Raw genomic sequence first — 20661 nt, forward strand, 5'->3', positions numbered from 1 at the left:
AAAATGAAATTGCTCCGTTGAGCTAAAATGGTTATTTATTAACCGTATACACTTTAATTTGTAATCATTACAATTACAGAGATGCAATTTCCAATTAATTATATCTATATAATTTTTTTAGCGCATATTTTTACTTAACAGTTAAACTATCGAGCTCAATCGACAAAATTTCGCTATTTACGCATCAGAAATTTAATGTTTTAATGAACATCATAACTGGTATGACCACACAGAAAGGAGAAGAGCGAACTAATAGAGGTTAATAAATTTGCAAGTAAAGTATGTTGTAATTAATTTTCTTAATAATCAGTTTTTTTAAACGGATGTAGAATCTCAAAAGTATTATTTTTAAAAAATAGGGTTTTAAGTTTCTACATAGCAAAAGTGAATTAATTCCGCAATATAAGTATAAGCAATGTACAGTATAAGTTCATCTTTTGTAGTCTTGTAAGGCTCTTGCTGAAAAAACTAAAAACCCTATTATGAAATTGATATTAAAAAAAGTCATGACAGGATTAACCCTGGATTCAATGGTTTATCTATCTTCATGGTTCTGTAAGTTAAACAGCAGCTCTAGGGGTGGAAGTATTTTACTATTCATTGGACAGCTAATTCAAATATAGCTGATGAATTTTTATCGTTTATTATTTGAAAAATAGAGCTAAATGAGAGGGAAGTAAAATCCTTAGATTCTATTAGAAGTAAATAATAACGATAACATCCTATATGAAAGACCTCTTCTTCCTCAGGCGTGTGTAAGCAGAGAGCCTAGAGCTAGGTTGTACAGTTATATGAATCAAGTTATAAAAAAAAATGGTAAAGGAGTGTACGGAATGAAAAATAAAATAATGACAGGATTTTTAATAACATCCATTGTAACTGGAGCAACTTTTCCTATCAATACTCTGGCAACACCAATCGTTCAAGCAGAAACTCAACAGGAAAACATGGATATTTCTTCATCATTACGAAAATTAGGTGCGCAATCTAAATTAATCCAAACGTATATTGATCAATCTTTAATGAGTCCTAATGTACAGCTAGAGGAAGTCCCAGCTTTAAATACAAATCAATTTCTAATCAAACAAGATATGAAAGAATGGTCATCGGAACTCTATCCACAGTTAATTCTATTAAATTCAAAAAGCAAAGGATTTGTAACGAAATTTAATAGCTATTATCCGACATTAAAATCGTATGTAGACAATAATGAAGATAGAGAAGGTTTTTTGGATAGACTTGAAGTACTTCAAGAAATGGCTATGACGAATCAAGAAAATGCGCAACGACAAATTAATGAGTTAACTGATCTTAAATTACAGCTTGATAAAAAATTAAAAGATTTCGATACTGATGTGGCAACTGCGCAAGGCATATTAGGTACAGAGGGAACAGGAAAAATAGATCAGTTAAAAAATGAAATATTAAATACCAAAAAAGCAATTCAAAATGATTTACAACAAATTGCATTAATACCAGGAGCTTTAAATGAACAGGGATTTGCTATATTCAAAGAAGTTTATAGTCTTTCAAAAGAGATTATTGAACCGGCTGCTCAAGCAGGGATGGCAGCGTATAACAAAGGAAAAGAAATTAACAACTCTATTCTAGAAGCTGAGAAAAAAGCAGCGCAAGAAGCGACAGAACAAGGTAAAACTGCTCTAGAAATTGAATCGGCCAAAAAAGCAGCTCGTGAAGCAATTGAGAAAAGCAAACAAGGTGAAATAGCTGCAGCTGCAGCCGCAAAAACGCAAGAATATGACCTGATGAAAGCCATTGATACTGAAAAAATTAAGAAAACATTTGGTGTCTTCGCAGAAGTAAATAAACTAACAGCAGAGCAGCGAGCATATTTAGATGACTTAGAGAAACAAAACCAAAAAATATATGATTTAACAACGAAACTATCAATAGCAGATTTACAAAAATCAATGCTTCTTCTTTCACAAAATGATTTGCATACGTTTGCAAACCAAGTAGATGTAGAACTTGACCTACTAAAGCGCTATAAAGCAGATTTGGATCTAATAAAAAATAACATTACAAAATTATCTATTAATGTTGATGCAACTAACGAGCAGTCTCAAAAAGATACATTAAGACAATTAAAAAATGTAATAAGTTACCTTGAAGAACAGGTATATAAATTTTAATATTACGTTTTTTGAAAAAATATAAAGATTCTAAGAATCTAGCGAAAGAAGGAGAATAGTTATGAAAAAATTCCCATTCAAAGTGCTAACTTTAGCCACTTTGGCAACGGTTATAACTGCTACTACTGGTAACACTATTCATGCGTTTGCACAAGAAACGACCGCTCAAGAACAAAAAGTAGGCAATTATGCTTTAGGTCCTGAAGGACTGAAGAAAGCATTGGCTGAAACAGGGTCTCATATTCTTGTAATGGATTTGTACGCAAAAACAATGATTAAGCAACCGAATGTAAATTTATCTAATATCGATTTAGGATCAGAAGGAGGAGAGTTGCTCAAAAATATTCATCTTAATCAAGAACTGTCACGAATCAATGCGAATTATTGGTTAGATACAGCGAAGCCACAGATTCAAAAAACAGCTCGTAATATTGTAAATTACGATGAACAATTTCAAAATTATTACGACACATTAGTAGATACTGTACAAAAGAAAGATAAGGCAGGTCTAAAAGAGGGCATAAATGATTTAATTACAACAATTAATACAAATTCAAAAGAGGTTACAGATGTAATTAAGATGCTACAAGACTTCAAAGGGAAACTATATCAAAATTCTACAGATTTTAAAAATAATGTTGGTGGTCCAGATGGGAAAGGTGGATTAACTGCAATATTAGCAGGTCAACAGGCAACGATTCCACAACTTCAAGCTGAAATTGAGCAACTTCGTTCTACTCAGAAAAAACATTTTGATGATGTATTAGCATGGTCAATTGGTGGTGGATTGGGAGCAGCTATTTTAGTTATTGCAGCTATTGGAGGAGCAGTTGTAATTGTTGTAACTGGTGGTACAGCAACACCGGCTGTTGTTGGTGGACTTTCAGCTCTTGGAGCAGCTGGTATCGGTCTAGGAACTGCAGCTGGTGTCACGGCATCTAAGCATATGGACTCCTATAACGAAATTTCTAACAAAATCGGAGAATTAAGTATGAAAGCAGATCGTGCTAATCAAGCAGTTCTTTCGCTTACTAACGCGAAAGAAACATTGGCATATCTATACCAGACTGTAGATCAAGCGATATTGTCTCTAACAAATATTCAAAAGCAATGGAATACAATGGGCGCAAATTATACAGATTTACTGGATAATATCGATTCTATGCAAGACCACAAATTCTCTTTAATACCGGATGATTTAAAAGCTGCTAAAGAAAGTTGGAATGATATTCATAAAGATGCAGAATTCATTTCAAAAGACATCGCTTTTAAACAGGAATAGAACTGAAAATGAACAATTATATTGGAGGAATATAAAATGATGAAAAATATCCCGTACAAACTGATCGTTGCATCTGCTCTATTAACTATGACAGCAACTTCTGTAGTCTCACCAGTAGCAACTTTTGCAAGTGAAATTGAACAAACGAACAATGGAGATACGGCTCTTTCTGCAAATGAAGCGAGAATGAAAGAGACCTTGCAAAAGGCTGGATTATTTGCAAAATCTATGAATGCCTATTCTTATATGCTAATTAAGAATCCTGATGTAAATTTTGAAGGAATTACTATTAATGGATATGTGGATTTACCTGGTAGAATCGTACAAGATCAAAAGAATGCAAGAGCACATGCTGTTACTTGGGACACGAAAGTAAAAAAACAGCTTTTAGATACATTGACTGGTATTGTTGAATATGATACAACGTTCGACAATTATTATGAAACATTGGTTGAGGCGATTAATACAGGGGATGGAGAAACTTTAAAAGAAGGAATTACAGATTTACGAGGTGAAATTCAACAAAACCAAAAGTACGCACAACAATTAATAGAAGAATTAACTAAATTAAGAGACTCTATTGGACAAGATGTTAGAGCATTTGGAGGCAATAAAGATCTTTTGCAGTCGATTCTAAAAAACCAAGGTGCAGATGTTGATGCAGATCAAAAGCGTCTAGAAGAAGTATTAGGATCAGTAAACTATTATAAACAACTAGAATCTGATGGGTTTAATGTAATGAAGGGTGCTATTTTGGGTCTACCAATAATTGGCGGTATTATAGTGGGAGTAGCAAGAGACAACTTAGGTAAGTTAGAGCCTTTATTAGCAGAATTACGTCAGACCGTGGATTATAAAGTAACATTAAATCGTGTAGTTGGAGTTGCTTATAGTAATATTAATGAAATGCACAAGGCGCTTGATGATGCTATTAACGCTCTTACTTATATGTCAACGCAGTGGCATGATTTAGATTCTCAATATTCGGGCGTTCTAGGGCATATTGAGAATGCAGCTCAAAAAGCGGATCAAAATAAATTTAAATTCTTAAAACCTAATTTAAATGCAGCGAAAGACAGTTGGAAAACATTAAGAACAGATGCGGTTACATTAAAAGAGGGGATAAAGGAATTAAAAGTGGAAACTGTTACTCCACAAAAATAGGGAAATATTTATTCTGTTGCAAAGTGACCCGTAACATAGAGAGTCTATGATTACACTGTTAAACAGTAAAGCAATAATTAACAAATCCTTATATATTAAAAAGGCGGAGTCTCATTAAAGACTTCGCCTTTCACTTATATATGAGTTTTATCCAAATAAAAAGTTAGTCATGTAGTTTACTTGTTTTTAAAAATTTGTAACAGAATTAATCAATAGGGGACAGGTTATATAGATTTGCTTAATAATATCGAATCTATGCAACAACATCGTCTTTTAATAAGAATAGGACTTGAAATCATACTCTATACAGGAGGAATAAGAAAAGATGAAAAAAAACCCTTATAAAATACTGGCTGTATCAGCATTTTTAATTATGACAACTACCTATGCAGTCGCACCAGTAGCAACCTTTGCAATTGAAACTGAACAAACGAACACTGGAGATATGTCTCTTTCAGCAAATGAAGAAAAGATGAAAAAAACTGTGCAAGATGCTGGGTTATTTGCAAAGGCTATGAATGAATATTCTTATTTGCTAATTAATAATCCGGATGTGAGTTTTGAAGGAATTTCTATTAATGGGTATGCAGATTTACCTAGTAAAATTGTACAGGATCAAAAGAATGCAAGAGCACATGCTGTTACATGGAATACAAAAGTAAAAAAACAGCTTTTAGATACATTGACCGGCATTATTGAATACGATACAAAGTTTGAAAATTATTATGAAACATTAGTAGAGGCGATCAATAATGGAAATGGGGATACTTTAAAAAAGGGGATTACAGATTTAAGGGTGGGGATTCAACGAAACCAAAAGTCTGCAAAAGCACTAATAGAAGAATTAACTAAATTTAAAAACGCTATTGGAGAAGATGTTAGAGTATTTGGAAGCCATAAAGAGACCTTGCAATCGATTTTAAAAAACCAAGGAGCTGATGTAGAGACTGATCAAAAGCGTTTAGATGAAGTTTTAGGACAAGTAAACTATTATAAGAAATTAGAATCTGATGGGTTAATAATGGTGAAAGTCCCTTTTATCCCCACGCTTATTTCTGGTGGCATAATGATAGGTACTGCTAGAGATAATTTAGGTCGATTAGAGCCTGCTTTAGCAGAATTACGTAAAACTGTAGATTATAAAATTACATTAAATCGTGTAGTCGGAGTTGCATTTCATAATATTAGTGATATGCATAGTACGATTGATAGTGCTATTTCTGCTCTTACTTATATGTCCACACAATGGGATGATTTAGACTCTCAATATTCGGGCGTAATGGGGCATATTGATAAAGCTGATGAAAAAGCTGATCAAAATAGATATAAATTTTTAAAGTCTAACTTGAATTCAGCTAAAGACAGTTGGAAAACATTAAGAGCAGATGTTGTCACATTACTAGAAGGCATAAAAATTGCAGAGAAGAAAGAACAAGATTTTATGAATCTACTTCGTCCATCAAACGTTTTTTACTTTTATAAAAAAATCCATAACGCATACACTTTTGAAATAAAGACTGGAACAAATGCACCAAATGCGTCTTATAAAGTTATGAATTTAACTAAAAACACTGTTCATCATATGTGGAGTGGAGGGGCTAATACAAGCATGTGGGCTGACTGGCTTTCATTCAATCCAAATGATGAATTTGCGGTGGTAGCAGTAGTGGATGGAAAAGAATATGTTGTGTATAAAGACAAAGTAGAAAATATAATGAACTGAACCCCAAAAAACGCATTAATTGGAGATGGTACACTAAACTAGACACCAAGTTAATTGAAAAATTGACCGGCATATGGCTCCTTATTTCCTATAACACCTAGCTAAAGCAAAGGAATTCGTACATAGATTAGTTGACATTTATGTAAGTTTCATCCATTTTCAAAGATAGTTTTTCTTTTTTGTTTTATTTTTCAAAAATCACGAAGGAAATTTCCGCATTCACGAACTCAGCACATAATGGTTGTTAGATGAATTGACATACCACGTCCCTTTAGAATTTCAGGCATATTACGATAACTTAAAGAAAAAAATAATAGTAGCAAATGGCTACTATTATTTTTCTTAAACTATTTTTCTTTAAAATATCACATCTGTCATGTTCCTTATTTGCTTTCAAAGAATTTATTCTAGTTAAAAAAACCTTGCACTAGAACACATATTGTTCTAATGCAAGGTTCGCTGCAATATAAAATACACGACAGTAAGGGCAAGACATAAAATGTGATTTCAAATGAAACATATGTATATGTGAAGTAAGGTAAAAGAGGGGCTGCTCATAACCAGTAGCCCTTCTTTATAACGTTATTTTGCAGGGAAATGTTCAAATATACGTTATATATCATATTCCTCTTTTTCGGAAGAGAAACAAGAACATCTAGCTTAAAAATTTTCACAACAGAGCCAGATAACGTGTTAAAGTATTAATTACTGTGCATGTAAAGATAAAAAAAGAGCCTTACAAAAAGATATTTGTAATAGTTTAGCTTATACGATTTTAGGGGATTAATAGCATTTTATGCCGTTATTATTAACCTAATTTCCAAGAAATAGAGGTGAATGTAGGATGACTAAACCTTTTAAAAAAAATAGTCGTTATATGGTTGGGTTGGACAGTCTAAGGGGTCTAGCTATACTAGGTTTTATTTTGTATCATATTAATTTTAATTGGATGCCTGGAGGGTTTTTAGGAGTTACTGTATTTTTTGTACTTTCAGGTTATTTAATTACAGATATTCTAGCGATAGAGTGGAAGAGAAATAAGAGAATTGATTTAAAAAAATTCTGGCTTAGTAGGGCAAGAAGATTGCTTCCGGGAATGCTTGTTATGCTCGTTATAACGTTGGCATGGATTACGATGTTTCATAGCTCTTTACTTGAAAAAATGCGCGGAGATTCATTAGCGGCATTATTTTATGTTAGTAACTGGTGGTATATTTATCATAAATTATCGTACTTTGATAATTTTAACCAGCTTTCTCCATTGAATCATTTTTGGTCGCTAGCAGTTGAGGAACAATTCTATGTTGTTTGGCCATTTATCATTAGTTTAGGGCTTTACTACATAAAAAAACAATCCCGTATGATTTTATTAATTTGTCTGGGAGTCGTTGCTTCAGCTTTAGCGATGGCAATTTTGTATGAACCTGGAGCTGACCCAAGCAGAATATATTATGGTACAGATACGAGGGCCTTTTCCTTACTTATCGGAGCGGTACTTGCCTTAGTTTGGCCAAGCAATAGGCTTGCAAATAAAATTATTCCAAAGGCGCGTTTCATTCTTGATGTAGTGGGGGGCATTGCCCTTATTATTATTTTGGTTATGTTTTGGAAGACCAATCAATATGATCCATTTCTATACAAGGGAGGAATGGTTCTCTTATCAATTGCAACAGCATTGTTAGTGGCAAATCTAGCTCATCCATCTAGTCGTATTGCTCAATTTTTACGATTTAGACCTTTACGTTGGATAGGGATAAGATCGTATGGTATATACCTCTGGCATTATCCAATTCTTACATTGACGACTTCAAAGGTAAATGCTGGGGATTTTTCACTAATAAGAGCAATCCTTCAATTTCTTTTGATTATATTGATTGCGCAAATTTCATGGAAGTTTATTGAAAAACCAATCCGAGAAGGAGCGCTCCGGAACATTCAGTTTAAGAATTTAAGAATTCAAAATGTCACTTTAGGTGTTAAGTTAGCTTTAATTTGTACATTATTCGTTTCGTCGATAGCAGTCGTAGGGTTATCAAAAGCTAGTAAGGCTAAGGAGAATTCTCAACAAGATAAGGTGGAAGTAGCACAAACACAACCGTCGCCACATCCAGTTGCAGTTTGGGAAAATCCAAATCAAGAGACGCCTCAAAAACAAGGGGAATCAAGAGAAGTAAATTCTGCGCAACCTAAAAATTCACTCACGGTTACTGCGATAGGTGATTCCGTTATGATTGATATTACTCCGTATTTAAAAAATACTTTTCCTGATATTAGGATTGATGCGCAAATTGGTCGCCAGCTGTCAAAAGCGATTCCGGTAGTTGAACAGTTAAAATATGAAGGGAATTTAGGAAACTATGTCATTATTGGATTAGGTACAAATGGAGCCTTTACTACTGAGCAACTTGTTTCATTAATAAAAGTAATTGGAAACGAACGTAAAATCATATTTATTAATACGAGAGTACCACGTCCGTGGGAATCAATCGTGAATGAGAGACTGAAAGTAATGGCATCTGAATATCCGAATGTAACTCTAGTTGATTGGTATGCAGCAAGTGCTGGAAAGAAAGACTACTTTGCACCTGACGGTGTGCATTTAACCAAAGTAGGTGCAGAAGCATACGCATCACTTGTAGCCAAAGCGGTGAAGCAATAATTAACCATGTTTTATTAACTTCTGTTGGGTAAGGAAATGATTCTGGGTATGGGGTGCCACTCTGAGGTTTAATTACAATTCAAAAAAGAATATTATTCATGTTCTTCTAATCTACGATTTAGAGTGACCTGACTCACTTCTGTAATTTGACATGAAATATACGCAAACCTGAAAAGAAAAGGAACTAGAAGAGGCTATAAAAAATAAAAAATATGAAGTTGAAATATTAGGAAGAGGCTCCGCAGGTAGAAGCACTGCAAATACATTAAAAGAACGACTTGCAATGAAAAAAATTAATTCAAATCCACAAAGAATAGTTCTAACGAGAATACCAATGACAGATTCTTGTTGACCCAAAGAAGGTGGCTAGGCGCAAATGGCGCATAATGTAACTCTTGTAGCAATTCATTATTTTAAAAATAATAGAACAGGCGAATTTAATGATTTTAAATTTAAAAATTAATTTTTTGTTGATAGGAGCTTGTATGTGAAGGTACTATGTATAAAAAATTCAGGAGATACATTTTCAGAGGTTTTATTAGATCAAGGATATAATCGAGACTCTATTATAAATTTAGAAACCGATAAGGAATATGTGGTTTATGGTATTAGTTCATTGAATGGAGCATTAGACTATCTAATCTTGGGTGAAAATGAAAACTTGCCTTCATGGTACCCAGCGGAATTGTTTGAAGTATCGAACCCTTTACAACCTTTAGAATGGTATTTTGCGGATCATAAACATAGTAAAGCGACAACAATAGAATATATATGGGGTTATAAAGAATTAGCTTTAAATGATAGACATGCTCTTGGTTTAATAGAAAGGGAGAATAAAGATATTGCAATATTTTTAAAGCGAAAAGCCGAAATTGAGGAATTAGAAGAATTGTAATAGTGAAGGAGTTGATTAATTTATAAAAAACGTAGGAATTAAATATTCCTACGTTTTTTTGTACATAACATTTAAATAAACACCTTATTTTTGGGGGATTTGCAGGTTCATATGGAAGATTCCCTGGTTTTCGATTTGAATCAATATGATACTATTTACATGTATTATCATGTACGGAATTATATTTTTTGCACCTGAACTGTTTATACTATTTGTAGGAATTTCTGTTTTTTTGTCGAATATATCTTTAATGCAAGGAGGGACATTACATGATTATTAAAGACTATTTCATCAATATTTCTATTTTTTCTTTATTAGTTAGCGCAGCGATATTTATTCAAGTGTTTTTGGTTCATTCCAGGCGATATTTCGAAAAATTCTATGGAGGAATTATTGCAGTTACTTTGATGCTCTTTTCTTTTCCATACATGGGATTTTCCTACGATCTTCGAGTTGTTCCTCTTATTCTATCTTTTATTTATTTTGGTCGCATTGCTGGCTGGATTACACTAATTAGCATAATTATAATGCGTATCTTTTTCATTGGTGGGTATTGGGAGCCACCTGTGATTGCATATTTAAGTATGAGTGTTCTATTTTCTACTTTTAAAACATATTTTAAAAACCTTCATCCTTTTAAAAGTGCATCTTTATATTTTTCTATTTTTGTCGGAATAAAGTGGTTAGTTGGTGTATTCTTTAATACTACGTTACTTTACTCTGGAGGTTTATTATATATAGCGTTAGGACTTTTAATTGGGCTATTTCTTATGGAAGCCTATCAGAGATTGTATTATTTAACACAGGACTTATCTAAAATGAATCGGGAATTAAAAAAATCCAAGCAAGAACTTACAGATACCGTACATGAGCTTCAAGGAGGGATTTTTAAATTTAAAAAAGTGGGTAAGCACTTTATACACACTTTATGTGATGGACAGTTTTATTATCAAAAAGGATTTTATTCTGAACAGGTGGTAGGAAAAAGCTTACGGACTATTGATGCTTCTATTGTTCCACCACATTTAGTTCCGCAATTGATGAAGTATTATCTTCAGGCATGGGAAGGGAAAGAAATTATATTCGAATTACCCTGGCCAGATGATAAAACAATTATTCTTATTGCACTTAGGCCGATTAAACGAAATGGACAAGTTATTGAAGTTGTTGGTTCTGCAGTCGATATAACCGAAAGAAAAAAGGTAGAATCAGAATTAAGGGCTACCAAAGAATTACTAGAATCATTTATAAAGCATAATGTAGATGCTATTACCATTTCTGATCGAAAAGGGCATATTTTACAAGCAAATAAAGCTTATGAAAAGATATTTGGATGGTCACTACAAGAAATCGTAGGTAAGAGATTACCCTGTGTACCAGATTTCTTAATGGAAGAATCACTTGAAAATATTCAGAAAATTCTAACAGGAGAATCCGTAGTTACTAGATTAGAAACTGTTAGACGACGTAACGATGGAAGTCTACTTGATGTCAGTCTGACAGTTTCTCCTATACTAGACGTAAGAGGAAATGTAATAGCTTTATCTGCAATATGTAGAGACATCTCTGAAAGAAAACAAGCAGAAAGAGAACGACATCGATTACACCAACAATTAAAAGATAGTGAAATGAAGTACCGTGCACTAATCGAACAAGCAACTGATGCAGTATATGTAGTAGAGCTGAATGAAAATCATGTTCCAAGTCGATTCATTGAGGTAAACCCTGTTGGTTGTAAAAGATTTGGATATAGTAGAGAAGAGCTGCTCTCGTTACCATTTCCAAATGTCGTACCACAAGATTCTAAAATGATTGTAAGGTTATTAGAAAAAATTAGAGAGGGACAAACTTCCTTCACTTTGCAAGATGAATATGCTTTTCCAACAGGAAAAATAATAACTACCGAGTTTAGTGTCCGTGTTTTTAACTTAAATGGTAAAAAGGTTTTCCTGAGTATTTCTCGTGATATCACTGAACGGCTAAAAACAGAAGAATTACTACGAAAATCTGAAAAACTTGCTGTCGTAGGACAATTAGCGACTGCAATGGCTCATGAAATTAATAATCCATTAACCGCAATGAAAGGGTTTATGCAATTACTAAAATCAACGGAAACTGAGAATAATCAGGGTTATATAAATATAGTATCATCAGAGATTGAGCGTATAGAAAGTATTACTAATGAATTTATGGCGGTAGCCAAACCACAGGTTGTAAAGATACAACCTAATGATATTAGTGTGCTAATGGATCAAGTTTTAATGCTACTGCAACCTCAAGCAATGATGAATAATATAAAAATTAGAATTGATTTTACACCTGGTATTCCACTGATTCCATGTGAAGGAAATCAATTAAAACAAGTATTTGTTAATATTATAAAAAATGCAATTGAATCCATGCCAACAGGAGGAGAAATTTTGATTCAATTTGATAAACTTGATAATAATCAAATAAGGATTCGCTTTATCGATCAAGGATGTGGGATTCCAAAAGAACGTATACCATATTTAGGAGAACCTTTTTACAGTATTAAGGAAGAGGGAATCGGTTTAGGATTAATGGTCTGTTATAAAATTATTGAAACACACCAGGGGAAGGTATTTATTGAGAGTGAAGTGAATAAGGGAACTATAGTTGAAGTAACTCTTCCAATTTGCACACTTCAAAATTAATACATTCTTTTACTGAAATTTTATAAATGAGTAAGCAGTTAGCTTTGGCTAGCTGCTTTTTTGTATATATTGTAATCGATTCTTCATATTACGGCTTTTTGATGTTTCATATATAGATTTTATGGCTTTTAAAAACTCTGTAAGTGTTTTGTAATATTTACGAGAGACTTTTTTAACAGTTATGAGAGAGAAAAGAAAGATTTGTTATATATGATGAAATTAATCTTACTAGTAGGTGTTCTAATGGACCTAGAAACCAAGGAGGAAAAATAACAATGAAACAATTGAAGCCAGCAATTAGTGTATTAGGTAGTGTATCGATGGCACTGACTTTAGCATCTCCTGCTTTAGCAGATGTAAAACAACCGAATCCAGGAGGTACAGTTAAAATATTCAAAGAGAATGCAAATGTAAAAAAAGAAGATAAGAATTTCACGCTCGGATCTGATGGGGAAATAGGTTCACTCATTACACAAAACATTGAAATGGCAAACAACGATTGGGATAAAGATGGTATTTCCAACGACTTAGAGATTAATGGATATAAAATTGAATTCAATTCACAAACTGGAAAAAATGAAGCGAAAGCATGGGATACCGAGAAGGATAAAGGGAAAACAAAATTTATATCGAATCCTATGAATGCAAATACGGATGGTGATCCTTTTACTGATATGTATGAGGTTGAGAATTATAACAACGATTCTGATACTAATTTCAATCCGATAGTTGCCAACATGCCGAATTTGCAAATTGGTGTCAAACGAATTGAAGTAATTCCTATTGCAACCATTACGGATAATAATGGAGGATCAGTTAGTAGAGGATGGGAAAAAAGTGTATCTACACAACATTCATTTAATGTAGGTTTAAGTGGTTCAGGTGGTGTAGAAGGCTCAGCAGCCGGTCCTGTTCCTTCCGGAAGTGTTTCAGCAAATGTGGGATACGGATATTCAAAAACAACTACGGAAACGGAGAGTTATACAAATAATTTCGATTGGTCTACTGCAACAACTGTGGATACAGCGAACGCAGCAAAATTACGGGTACATTTGGAATATAAGAATGTAGGAACAGCATCCGCTGAAAATGTTTCGCCTCATTTTAATATTCGTTTAGGAAACAAAATTATTAATACTGTAAAGGCAACACAAGATCGTTATAAAGCAAACTATTTAAGTACAGAAAAAGGTGGACGGAATAAAACAGAAGTAGTAATTGACAGTTTAGAAGGACAAGCAGATGCGAATATTGTCTTATCTTTGGATGAATTGAAAGCTGTTGAACAAGGGGAACTTCTTTCGATTGAAGTTTTACCTACAAGTACAATGGATTTATCTATTGAAAAAGGTGAAGAAATTATGCATTTGGGGGATTCAGGGAGATATGAGTCTAGAGTAAATGCAGCTACTGAACAATTAGAAACAGATATAGGAAATATACCAAAGTTTAGGGTATATACTCCTAAAGACAAATCTCTTGCTGATAAGCCAGTTTTATCCTATAACGAAGTTTTTCAACAGGTAAATATAGATACGAAAAAAGTAAATCATATTGTAAACAAGGCTAAAAGTACTAATAACGTATCAGTGGTTTCAGCTAATAATGGAACTGATGCATTGAACGATTTAAAAGCGGGACAGGGAGATCGCGGTTATTTACATAAAGACTCTGTACACGGAGCTTTTGCAAAACTACAGCAACCAACATTAGTAGAAGGTAGTTATGATTCTGTGACGCAAAAGATTAGGGCAACAATTTTACCTGGTTTATTTGGAGTGAGTAAAGATATTCCTACTACTTATAGTAAGAAATGGAATGCTCCGTCACAAACAGTAACACTGGTTAAACGTGAAAATGGATTTACATATGAGTCTAGAGAAAATATACACCCTATTAAATCTGAAATTGCTGCGCACAGAAAAGTTACATTTGAAATCAATGACGCACACAATCTAACGCCTACACAAAAGATTGATACTGAAATTAAAGCTAATAAAGAATTTGAAGATTATGTAGTAGATAATTCAGGTGAATTTGTTACAGAAGGAGTTCCTTATACCGTGGCTTCATATGGAAATACAGCTTATTTGGGAAGTCATCATGCAGGGAATAAATGGGAGTATCTTTGGGCTGAAAAATCTAGCGATGAAAAAGTGAATGTAATTATTGAAAGAGTAGGTCAACCTAAACCTGGAAAACCAATTAAAAAGGATGAAGAGGTATTAATTAAATTTCAAAATCCTATTTATTCAGATTATGCATATTTAAAACTTCAAGATAGTTATATCCATTTAGATCAAAAACAGAACGCAAGTACTTTTAAATTTAATCATGCATATCCAAAGAATTTCACTGGACACCATAAGCAATGGAACATACTATCTAATGGTAATAAGTTAAAGGTAGGATATTTAATCGATTATATGAAATATGGTAATGGAGAGAATGGGACTGATACTATAGCATGGAATCTATCAAGAGTTCAGTAATAGGTAACAGTTCTGTTGCTAAGTTTGAAAAGAGAACCGGAAATGAATTGTATCTGAAAAGTTAGATACAAAAATTTAGGTTACTAGTAAGGAATGAGTTCGATGTTGAATCGGACTCATTCCTTTTAATTTATATATGATTTAGAAACTACTATTTTAAATACTTATCTAGTCATATAAGTAATCAAATGTTAAGATTACTATCTGTATTACATGATTTATTTTCCGAATTTTCATTTGCTTCGAGGGTGAAATGTGGAATTCTGATTTATTTATGTGATTAGTTTTTATATCTTTACCTATAAAGATATTTTTATTGGATAATAGAAAAAATAAATTTTTTGTTATTGGTGAAAAAGAAGTGAGGATAGTATATGAAGAAAAGAATTTTAATCGTAGAAGATGAAGAAAATATTCGAGAAGTATGCAAACGGTATTTAGAAAGAGAAGAATATGAAGTTTATACCGCTGTAAATGGTAAAGAAGGTTGGGATTTATTTCTTACACATCAACCAGATTTAATTATATTAGATTTGATGATGCCAAAAAAAGATGGATGGGAATTATGCGAGGAAATTCGTCAGCAATCAAATGTCCCTATTATTATGTTAACTGCTAAGGGGGAGGAAAGGGATCGAATTTTAGGCTTAACAATGGGGGCAGATGATTATTTAACAAAGCCATTTTCCCCACGTGAATTAGTATTAAGGGTTCAAATTATACTAAGAAGAGGAAGCCATGTACAAATACAAGCGAAAGAATCCTTATTGGAAGTGATAGAGTTTCCAGATTTAAAAATATATCCAAAGACAAGATATGTACTTGTTTGTGATAAGGAAGTGGAGTTAACGGTGAAAGAGTTTGAGGTACTTTATCTCATGGCAAAGCATCCAAAACAAGTATTTTCTCGCTCGCAGCTTCTTGAATTAATTTGGGATTTTGGACATGAAGGGGCATCAAATACAGTTACCGTATTAGTGAGTCGTTTACGTGAAAAGCTCGAGAAGCATACGATAAAGAATCGTTGGATTCATACGGTTTGGGGTATAGGATATCGCTTTGAACCAAATGGAGGAAATGAAACATGAGATTACGTATTCAATTGTTACTCATGAATCTATTAAGTACCAGTATTATGGTAATTGCTATATGGTATAGTGAGACCAAAATGTTACTTGAACCGGAACAAACGCGGTTATTAACAGTAATTGCATTTGTGGCATTCATTATTTCAACGTTTATTTATTGGTTAATGACACGTCCTATCATGAGATCTATACAAAATTTAATAAAATTGACAAAACAATTTAGTGATAGACACTTTAAAACGATGTATATAATTGGGCAAGAACCACGTGAGTTTAAAGAATTGGCAACAGCCTTTCAACAGATGGCAAAAAAATTAGAAGAAGGGTTTACTAAGTTGGAGGAACAGGAAAACTCTCGTAAGGAGCTAATTACCAATATCTCACACGACTTACGAACACCTATGGCTAGCATGCAAATGATGATAGAAGCATTACAAGATAACCTGATTGAAGAGCCTGAAATGAAAAAGCAATACTTAGCAACGGTTTTAAAAGAAATAGAAAGATTAAATGGATTAATTAACGACTTATTTGATCTTTCAAAGTTAGAGTTTGAGCAAGTAGATTTTCACCCAAGTTTCACACATTTAGATAAAGTTCTATTAGATGTATTAGAGTCACATTCTGTCTTATTAGGAGACAAACAAATCCATGTGCAATTGGATGTCCCTGATACATTACCTCGACTTTTGATTATGCCTTGTAAAATAGAAAGAGTCATAGGTAATTTATTACATAATGCAATTCGATATTCTCCTATCTCTGGAACAATTGAATTGACTGTAGTGGAAAATAAACTAACTCAACAGGTTCAATTCATTTTGCGGGATGAAGGAATGGGAATTTCTCCAAATGATCAATTACGTGTATTTGAACGTTTTTTTAGAACAGATCGATCAAGAAGTTCACAATCTGGAGGTTCCGGACTTGGATTAGCTATTGCAAAATCATTGATTGAAATGCACAAAGGGGAAATTGGTGTAAGGAATCGCGCAGATGGTAAGCAGGGAAGTGAATTTTGGTTCACTCTTCCCATCACATCAGTAAAAAAATAAGATGGCTGAAAGACTTTTGTAACATTTACGTTAGAAAAATGAAAGACCTTCTTGTTAACATACTACTACACAGTATGATACAGGAGGTTTTTTACTTTATGAAAAGAAAATATGTATGGCTTATAGGTGGTTTGATAATTGTATTGGGGATATTATGGTCATTGTTCCGACCAGAGAAATTATTTATTGATAAGCACGTAAATGAATCATTGCCACAAACAGAGATACAATCAACTGAAGTAAGGCAACAAAGTGATCGAGTATTAAGGGAAGGTCAGTTTCAAACCGGTGTCCATGAAACAACTGGAACGGCAAAAATTCACCAATTAGCGGATGGAAAACGTGTTTTACGACTTTCTAATTTTACAACATCAAATGGGCCAGATGTACGAGTTGTATTAGTTCCTACAAATCGTTTGAAAAATAATGAAGACGTAAAAAACTATCAGTATATTGAATTAGGAAAATTAAAGGGAAATAAAGGAGACCAAAACTACGAAATTCCTGAAGGGATAGATGTAAGTGAATATGGTTCGGTTTCTGTTTGGTGTAAAAGATTTAATGAAAACTTTGGTGCGGCTTATTTTAATAATTAAATATGAACTTAAAATTTCCTCTTACAGGCGAAATTCATATGAGATATGGTAATGGCTGCAGCGGACTTAGTTGCTAAGAAGGGCACTCATAAGAGTGTCTTTTTCATATTTCTCAATTTTTGTATATTTCAGAGCTATTGGACGTTTACGGAGAGATTTTATTTAGTGTAGAAGCGTACTGTCTGTGAATAGAAGGATGAATAATATGTTACAGGAAAACATAACTCTTTTATAACTTAATTTTGAAGGAACATATACTTTTTTCATTTATCGGCTTGTAAAGAAGTATGGAAATTAAAGTTTATAATTTAAAAGTCAGCTTAAAGATGCAATAAGCAATTTGAATAGTAATCTTAAGTAAATAAAAAAGAGAGAGGAGCATCGATGAGCTCTTCTCTCTTTTTAAATCTAATTAGGGTTTCCATAACTGTAAAGGGGATGGTGTAAATTGTTGGATATTACCAAAGTATTACTTTAAGTTAAGATTATAAAGAGAAGTTCCTTTTTTCTGAAAAATTAATATTAATGCAAAATTAATGATTAATATTCAAAAATGATTTTATAGTTCATTAATTTATTACTTGCTATCTTTATTAATCATTTATTGCAACAGCTTTCATGTCCAAAATTAAATGTTTCAACAAAGGATAATATAAGTATCATTAAAATGATTTTCCAATATAATCAATGTGTTAATGAAAGGAACTCTGTGTTATTTTTGCTTTTCTACTAACTAATACAGCTTCAAACAAAGGACACAATTGCTACATGCTAAGTGTAATCTATTACCCATTCAAGATTCTGTTTATTCAATCTTTCTAAAAATAAAAAAATATTGTACTCATAAATATACAAGCTATAATGAGGGCGTCGAGAAAGAATTTATTACCTCTAGAGAAAGTATCAAACCTAGTTTTTTTGCAAAAATCCTAATGACATTGTAAGTAACCTTTTAAATTTGGACATACTGACATGATTACTCTAAGAAAGGTATGTGATCAAAAGGAAAAGTGTATTTGACACGAGAATGAAAGCGTCTTCAGTGAGGTCTTGTTTTGAATCAGTCATTTTAGTAACTTAGATTCAACTGCAATTAAAAATAATAAATTATGGGGGTGCTTATATGAACATGAATGTAGCATCTATTAAAGAACAAAAGGTTGTTAAATACAAAAGTTGTTTTGATGTGATTGGGCCCATAATGATAGGTCCTTCAAGTTCACATACTGCAGGTGCTTTGGCTATTGGAACAGTAGCCAATAAATTATTTCAAGGTCTTCCAAAAAAAGTCGTGGTAAGGTATTATGAATCATTTGCTGAAACCCATAAAGGTCACGGAACTGATTTTGCAATTATTGCTGGGATATTAGGATTTGCTGCCGATGACAGCAAAGTGCCAGATGCTATTGAAATAGCAGAATCTAAAGGAATTGAAATTACCTTTATTGAAGAAGCAGGTGATAGTCCTGCTGGCCATCCAAATACGGCAGATGTATATTTAGAGGATGAAAATCGAAGTATTAGAACGATGGGGATTTCGGTTGGCGGTGGATTAATTGAAATCAAACATGTTGAAATTGACGGATTTAGCTTAGACCTGCAGGGGCCATTGCCAGTTATTATTGCGATTTCTGAAAGAGCTGACTTTGAATTTGTCTTACGCAGGATCTTTAAACAATATGATGTGGAAATAAACAACTTTCATAGTTTAGAAGAAAACAGGAAATTTTTATATGCATTCGCTTTGGATACGCTATTGCCTGGTAATGTCCAGGAGGAATTAGGAAATTTAAGCAATATAGCTAAGCTCATTATTCTTTAGTTACATTAAGGAGTGAAAAAATATGTATATGGCCATAAAAGAAATTGTGGATGCAGCTAATAAAAGCCAAAAGACAATTTATGAATTAGCAATTGAACAGGAAATTGAACAAACTAAATCTACTTATGAAGAAGTTTGGAGTAAAATGGAACGAAATTTAGCGACTATGCAAAATGCTATAAATAAAAGTATCGAGGGCGACGGTGTATTATCTCCAACTGGTTTAACCGGAGGTGATGCTGTTAAAATTAAAAACTATCGAGAAAATAGGAAAACCCTTTCTGGAGATTTGATGGTGTTAGGGATCCAAAGTGCTATCGGTGTTAATGAAGTAAATGCTGCATTAGGAGCTATTTGTGCAACTCCAACAGCAGGTGCGAGTGGGACGATTCCGGGAGTCCTATTTAGTATTAAAGATACGTTGCAGTTAAGTCATGAAGATATGATTCATTTTCTATTTACTTCAGCGTTATTTGGAACGATAGTCGCAAACAACGCTTGTATTTCAGGAGCGTACGGAGGATGTCAAGCTGAAGTAGGCAGTGCCTCAGCGATGGCGGCTGCAGCTGCGGTAGAAGCTGCAGGTGGAACGCCACAGCAATCTTCTGTAGCTTTTTCGATTGCATTACAAAATTTACTCGGTTTAGTTTGTGATCCGGTCGCTGGTTTGGTAGAAATTCCTTGTGTAAAGAGAAACGCCATTGGAACGGCAAATGCTTTAGCAGCAGCGGACATCGCATTAGCCGGCGTAAACAATATCATCAATGCTGACGAAGTTATTGAAGCGATGTATAGAGTTGGAAGACAGATGCCTCGCGAATTAAGAGAGACAGGTTTAGGTGGAATTGCAGCTACACCTACAGGGATTGCAATTAAAAATAAAATTTTTGGAGAGAAACAATCAAATCAATGAACAATTATCGGGTATATTGTGAAAAAGTTAACAATCTATTCTCTATTGTTCGCCTAAGGATATCTGTATATTGGGAGAATTACTAATAAAATATACTACTATATAAATGAAACATTTTGTAAGTGGTAACAACCCCATCAAGTT

General features: G+C 33.3%; 13 protein-coding genes and 1 pseudogene. 13 read left to right on the plus strand and 1 reads right to left on the minus strand.

What is annotated here, in order from left to right:
- Positions 1 to 833: 833 nt before the first annotated feature.
- The 4 genes from hblC (at position 834) to hblB (ending at position 6322) form a co-directional block, all read left to right on the plus strand.
- Complete coding sequence (gene hblC, locus ACXY7N_RS16630) at positions 834 to 2153, plus strand: hemolysin BL lytic component L2 (protein WP_098486789.1); 1320 nt, start codon at positions 834 to 836, stop codon at positions 2151 to 2153.
- Between the two features lie 61 nt (positions 2154 to 2214).
- A complete protein-coding gene (gene hblD, locus ACXY7N_RS16635) occupies positions 2215 to 3435 on the plus strand; it encodes a hemolytic enterotoxin HBL lytic component L1 (RefSeq protein ID WP_000714431.1) in 1221 nt (406 codons plus the stop codon).
- Between the two features lie 36 nt (positions 3436 to 3471).
- Positions 3472 to 4599: a hemolysin BL binding component B gene (gene hblA, locus ACXY7N_RS16640; RefSeq protein WP_000977258.1), complete on the plus strand. Its 1128-nt coding sequence runs from the start codon at positions 3472 to 3474 to the stop codon at positions 4597 to 4599.
- 325 nt (positions 4600 to 4924) lie between these two features.
- Entirely contained in the window at positions 4925 to 6322 is a 1398-nt protein-coding gene (gene hblB, locus ACXY7N_RS16645; protein WP_016135633.1) for a hemolysin BL regulatory component HblB, read from the plus strand.
- A 233-nt stretch (positions 6323 to 6555) separates the two neighbouring features.
- On the opposite strand, the pseudogene ACXY7N_RS16650 reads toward hblB, so the two are convergent.
- Positions 6556 to 6686 (minus strand): annotated as a pseudogene (locus tag ACXY7N_RS16650) (IS6 family transposase); the annotation flags it as partial.
- Between the two features lie 480 nt (positions 6687 to 7166).
- On the opposite strand from ACXY7N_RS16650, the gene ACXY7N_RS16655 reads away from it, so the two are divergent.
- The 9 genes from ACXY7N_RS16655 to sdaAA all read left to right on the plus strand — a co-directional run bounded on the left by ACXY7N_RS16655 (position 7167) and on the right by sdaAA (position 20517).
- On the plus strand, positions 7167 to 8981 hold the full coding sequence (locus tag ACXY7N_RS16655) for an acyltransferase family protein (RefSeq protein WP_488592489.1): 1815 nt from the start codon (positions 7167 to 7169) through the stop codon (positions 8979 to 8981).
- Between the two features lie 487 nt (positions 8982 to 9468).
- A complete protein-coding gene (locus tag ACXY7N_RS16660) occupies positions 9469 to 9876 on the plus strand; it encodes a hypothetical protein (RefSeq protein WP_016135631.1) in 408 nt (135 codons plus the stop codon).
- 269 nt (positions 9877 to 10145) lie between these two features.
- On the plus strand, positions 10146 to 12551 hold the full coding sequence (locus ACXY7N_RS16665; RefSeq protein ID WP_016135630.1) for a PAS domain S-box protein: 2406 nt from the start codon (positions 10146 to 10148) through the stop codon (positions 12549 to 12551).
- 275 nt (positions 12552 to 12826) lie between these two features.
- The gene (locus ACXY7N_RS16670) at positions 12827 to 15043 is read left to right on the plus strand and encodes a binary toxin-like calcium binding domain-containing protein (protein ID WP_488592490.1); all 2217 of its coding nucleotides are present in this window, start codon (positions 12827 to 12829) and stop codon (positions 15041 to 15043) included.
- A 374-nt stretch (positions 15044 to 15417) separates the two neighbouring features.
- Positions 15418 to 16131 (plus strand): response regulator transcription factor, encoded by a 714-nt coding sequence (locus tag ACXY7N_RS16675; RefSeq protein ID WP_016135628.1) that lies wholly within the window; start codon positions 15418 to 15420, stop codon positions 16129 to 16131.
- The gene (locus ACXY7N_RS16680; RefSeq protein WP_016135627.1) at positions 16128 to 17186 is read left to right on the plus strand and encodes a sensor histidine kinase; all 1059 of its coding nucleotides are present in this window, start codon (positions 16128 to 16130) and stop codon (positions 17184 to 17186) included. Before ACXY7N_RS16675 ends, ACXY7N_RS16680 begins: the two co-directional genes overlap by 4 nt.
- A gap of 98 nt (positions 17187 to 17284) precedes the next feature.
- Positions 17285 to 17782, plus strand: coding sequence for a DM13 domain-containing protein (locus ACXY7N_RS16685; RefSeq protein ID WP_016135626.1), 498 nt, complete (start codon positions 17285 to 17287; stop codon positions 17780 to 17782).
- 1123 nt (positions 17783 to 18905) lie between these two features.
- Positions 18906 to 19604 carry an L-serine ammonia-lyase, iron-sulfur-dependent subunit beta gene (gene sdaAB, locus ACXY7N_RS16690; protein WP_016135625.1) on the plus strand — a complete coding sequence of 233 codons (699 nt, stop codon included), beginning with the start codon at positions 18906 to 18908 and terminating at the stop codon, positions 19602 to 19604.
- 22 nt (positions 19605 to 19626) lie between these two features.
- Positions 19627 to 20517, plus strand: a complete 891-nt coding sequence (gene sdaAA / locus ACXY7N_RS16695) for an L-serine ammonia-lyase, iron-sulfur-dependent, subunit alpha (RefSeq protein ID WP_016135624.1) — start codon at positions 19627 to 19629, stop codon at positions 20515 to 20517.
- Positions 20518 to 20661 lie beyond the last annotated feature (144 nt).

Source organism: Bacillus sp. 5w2 (genome assembly GCF_054353775.1).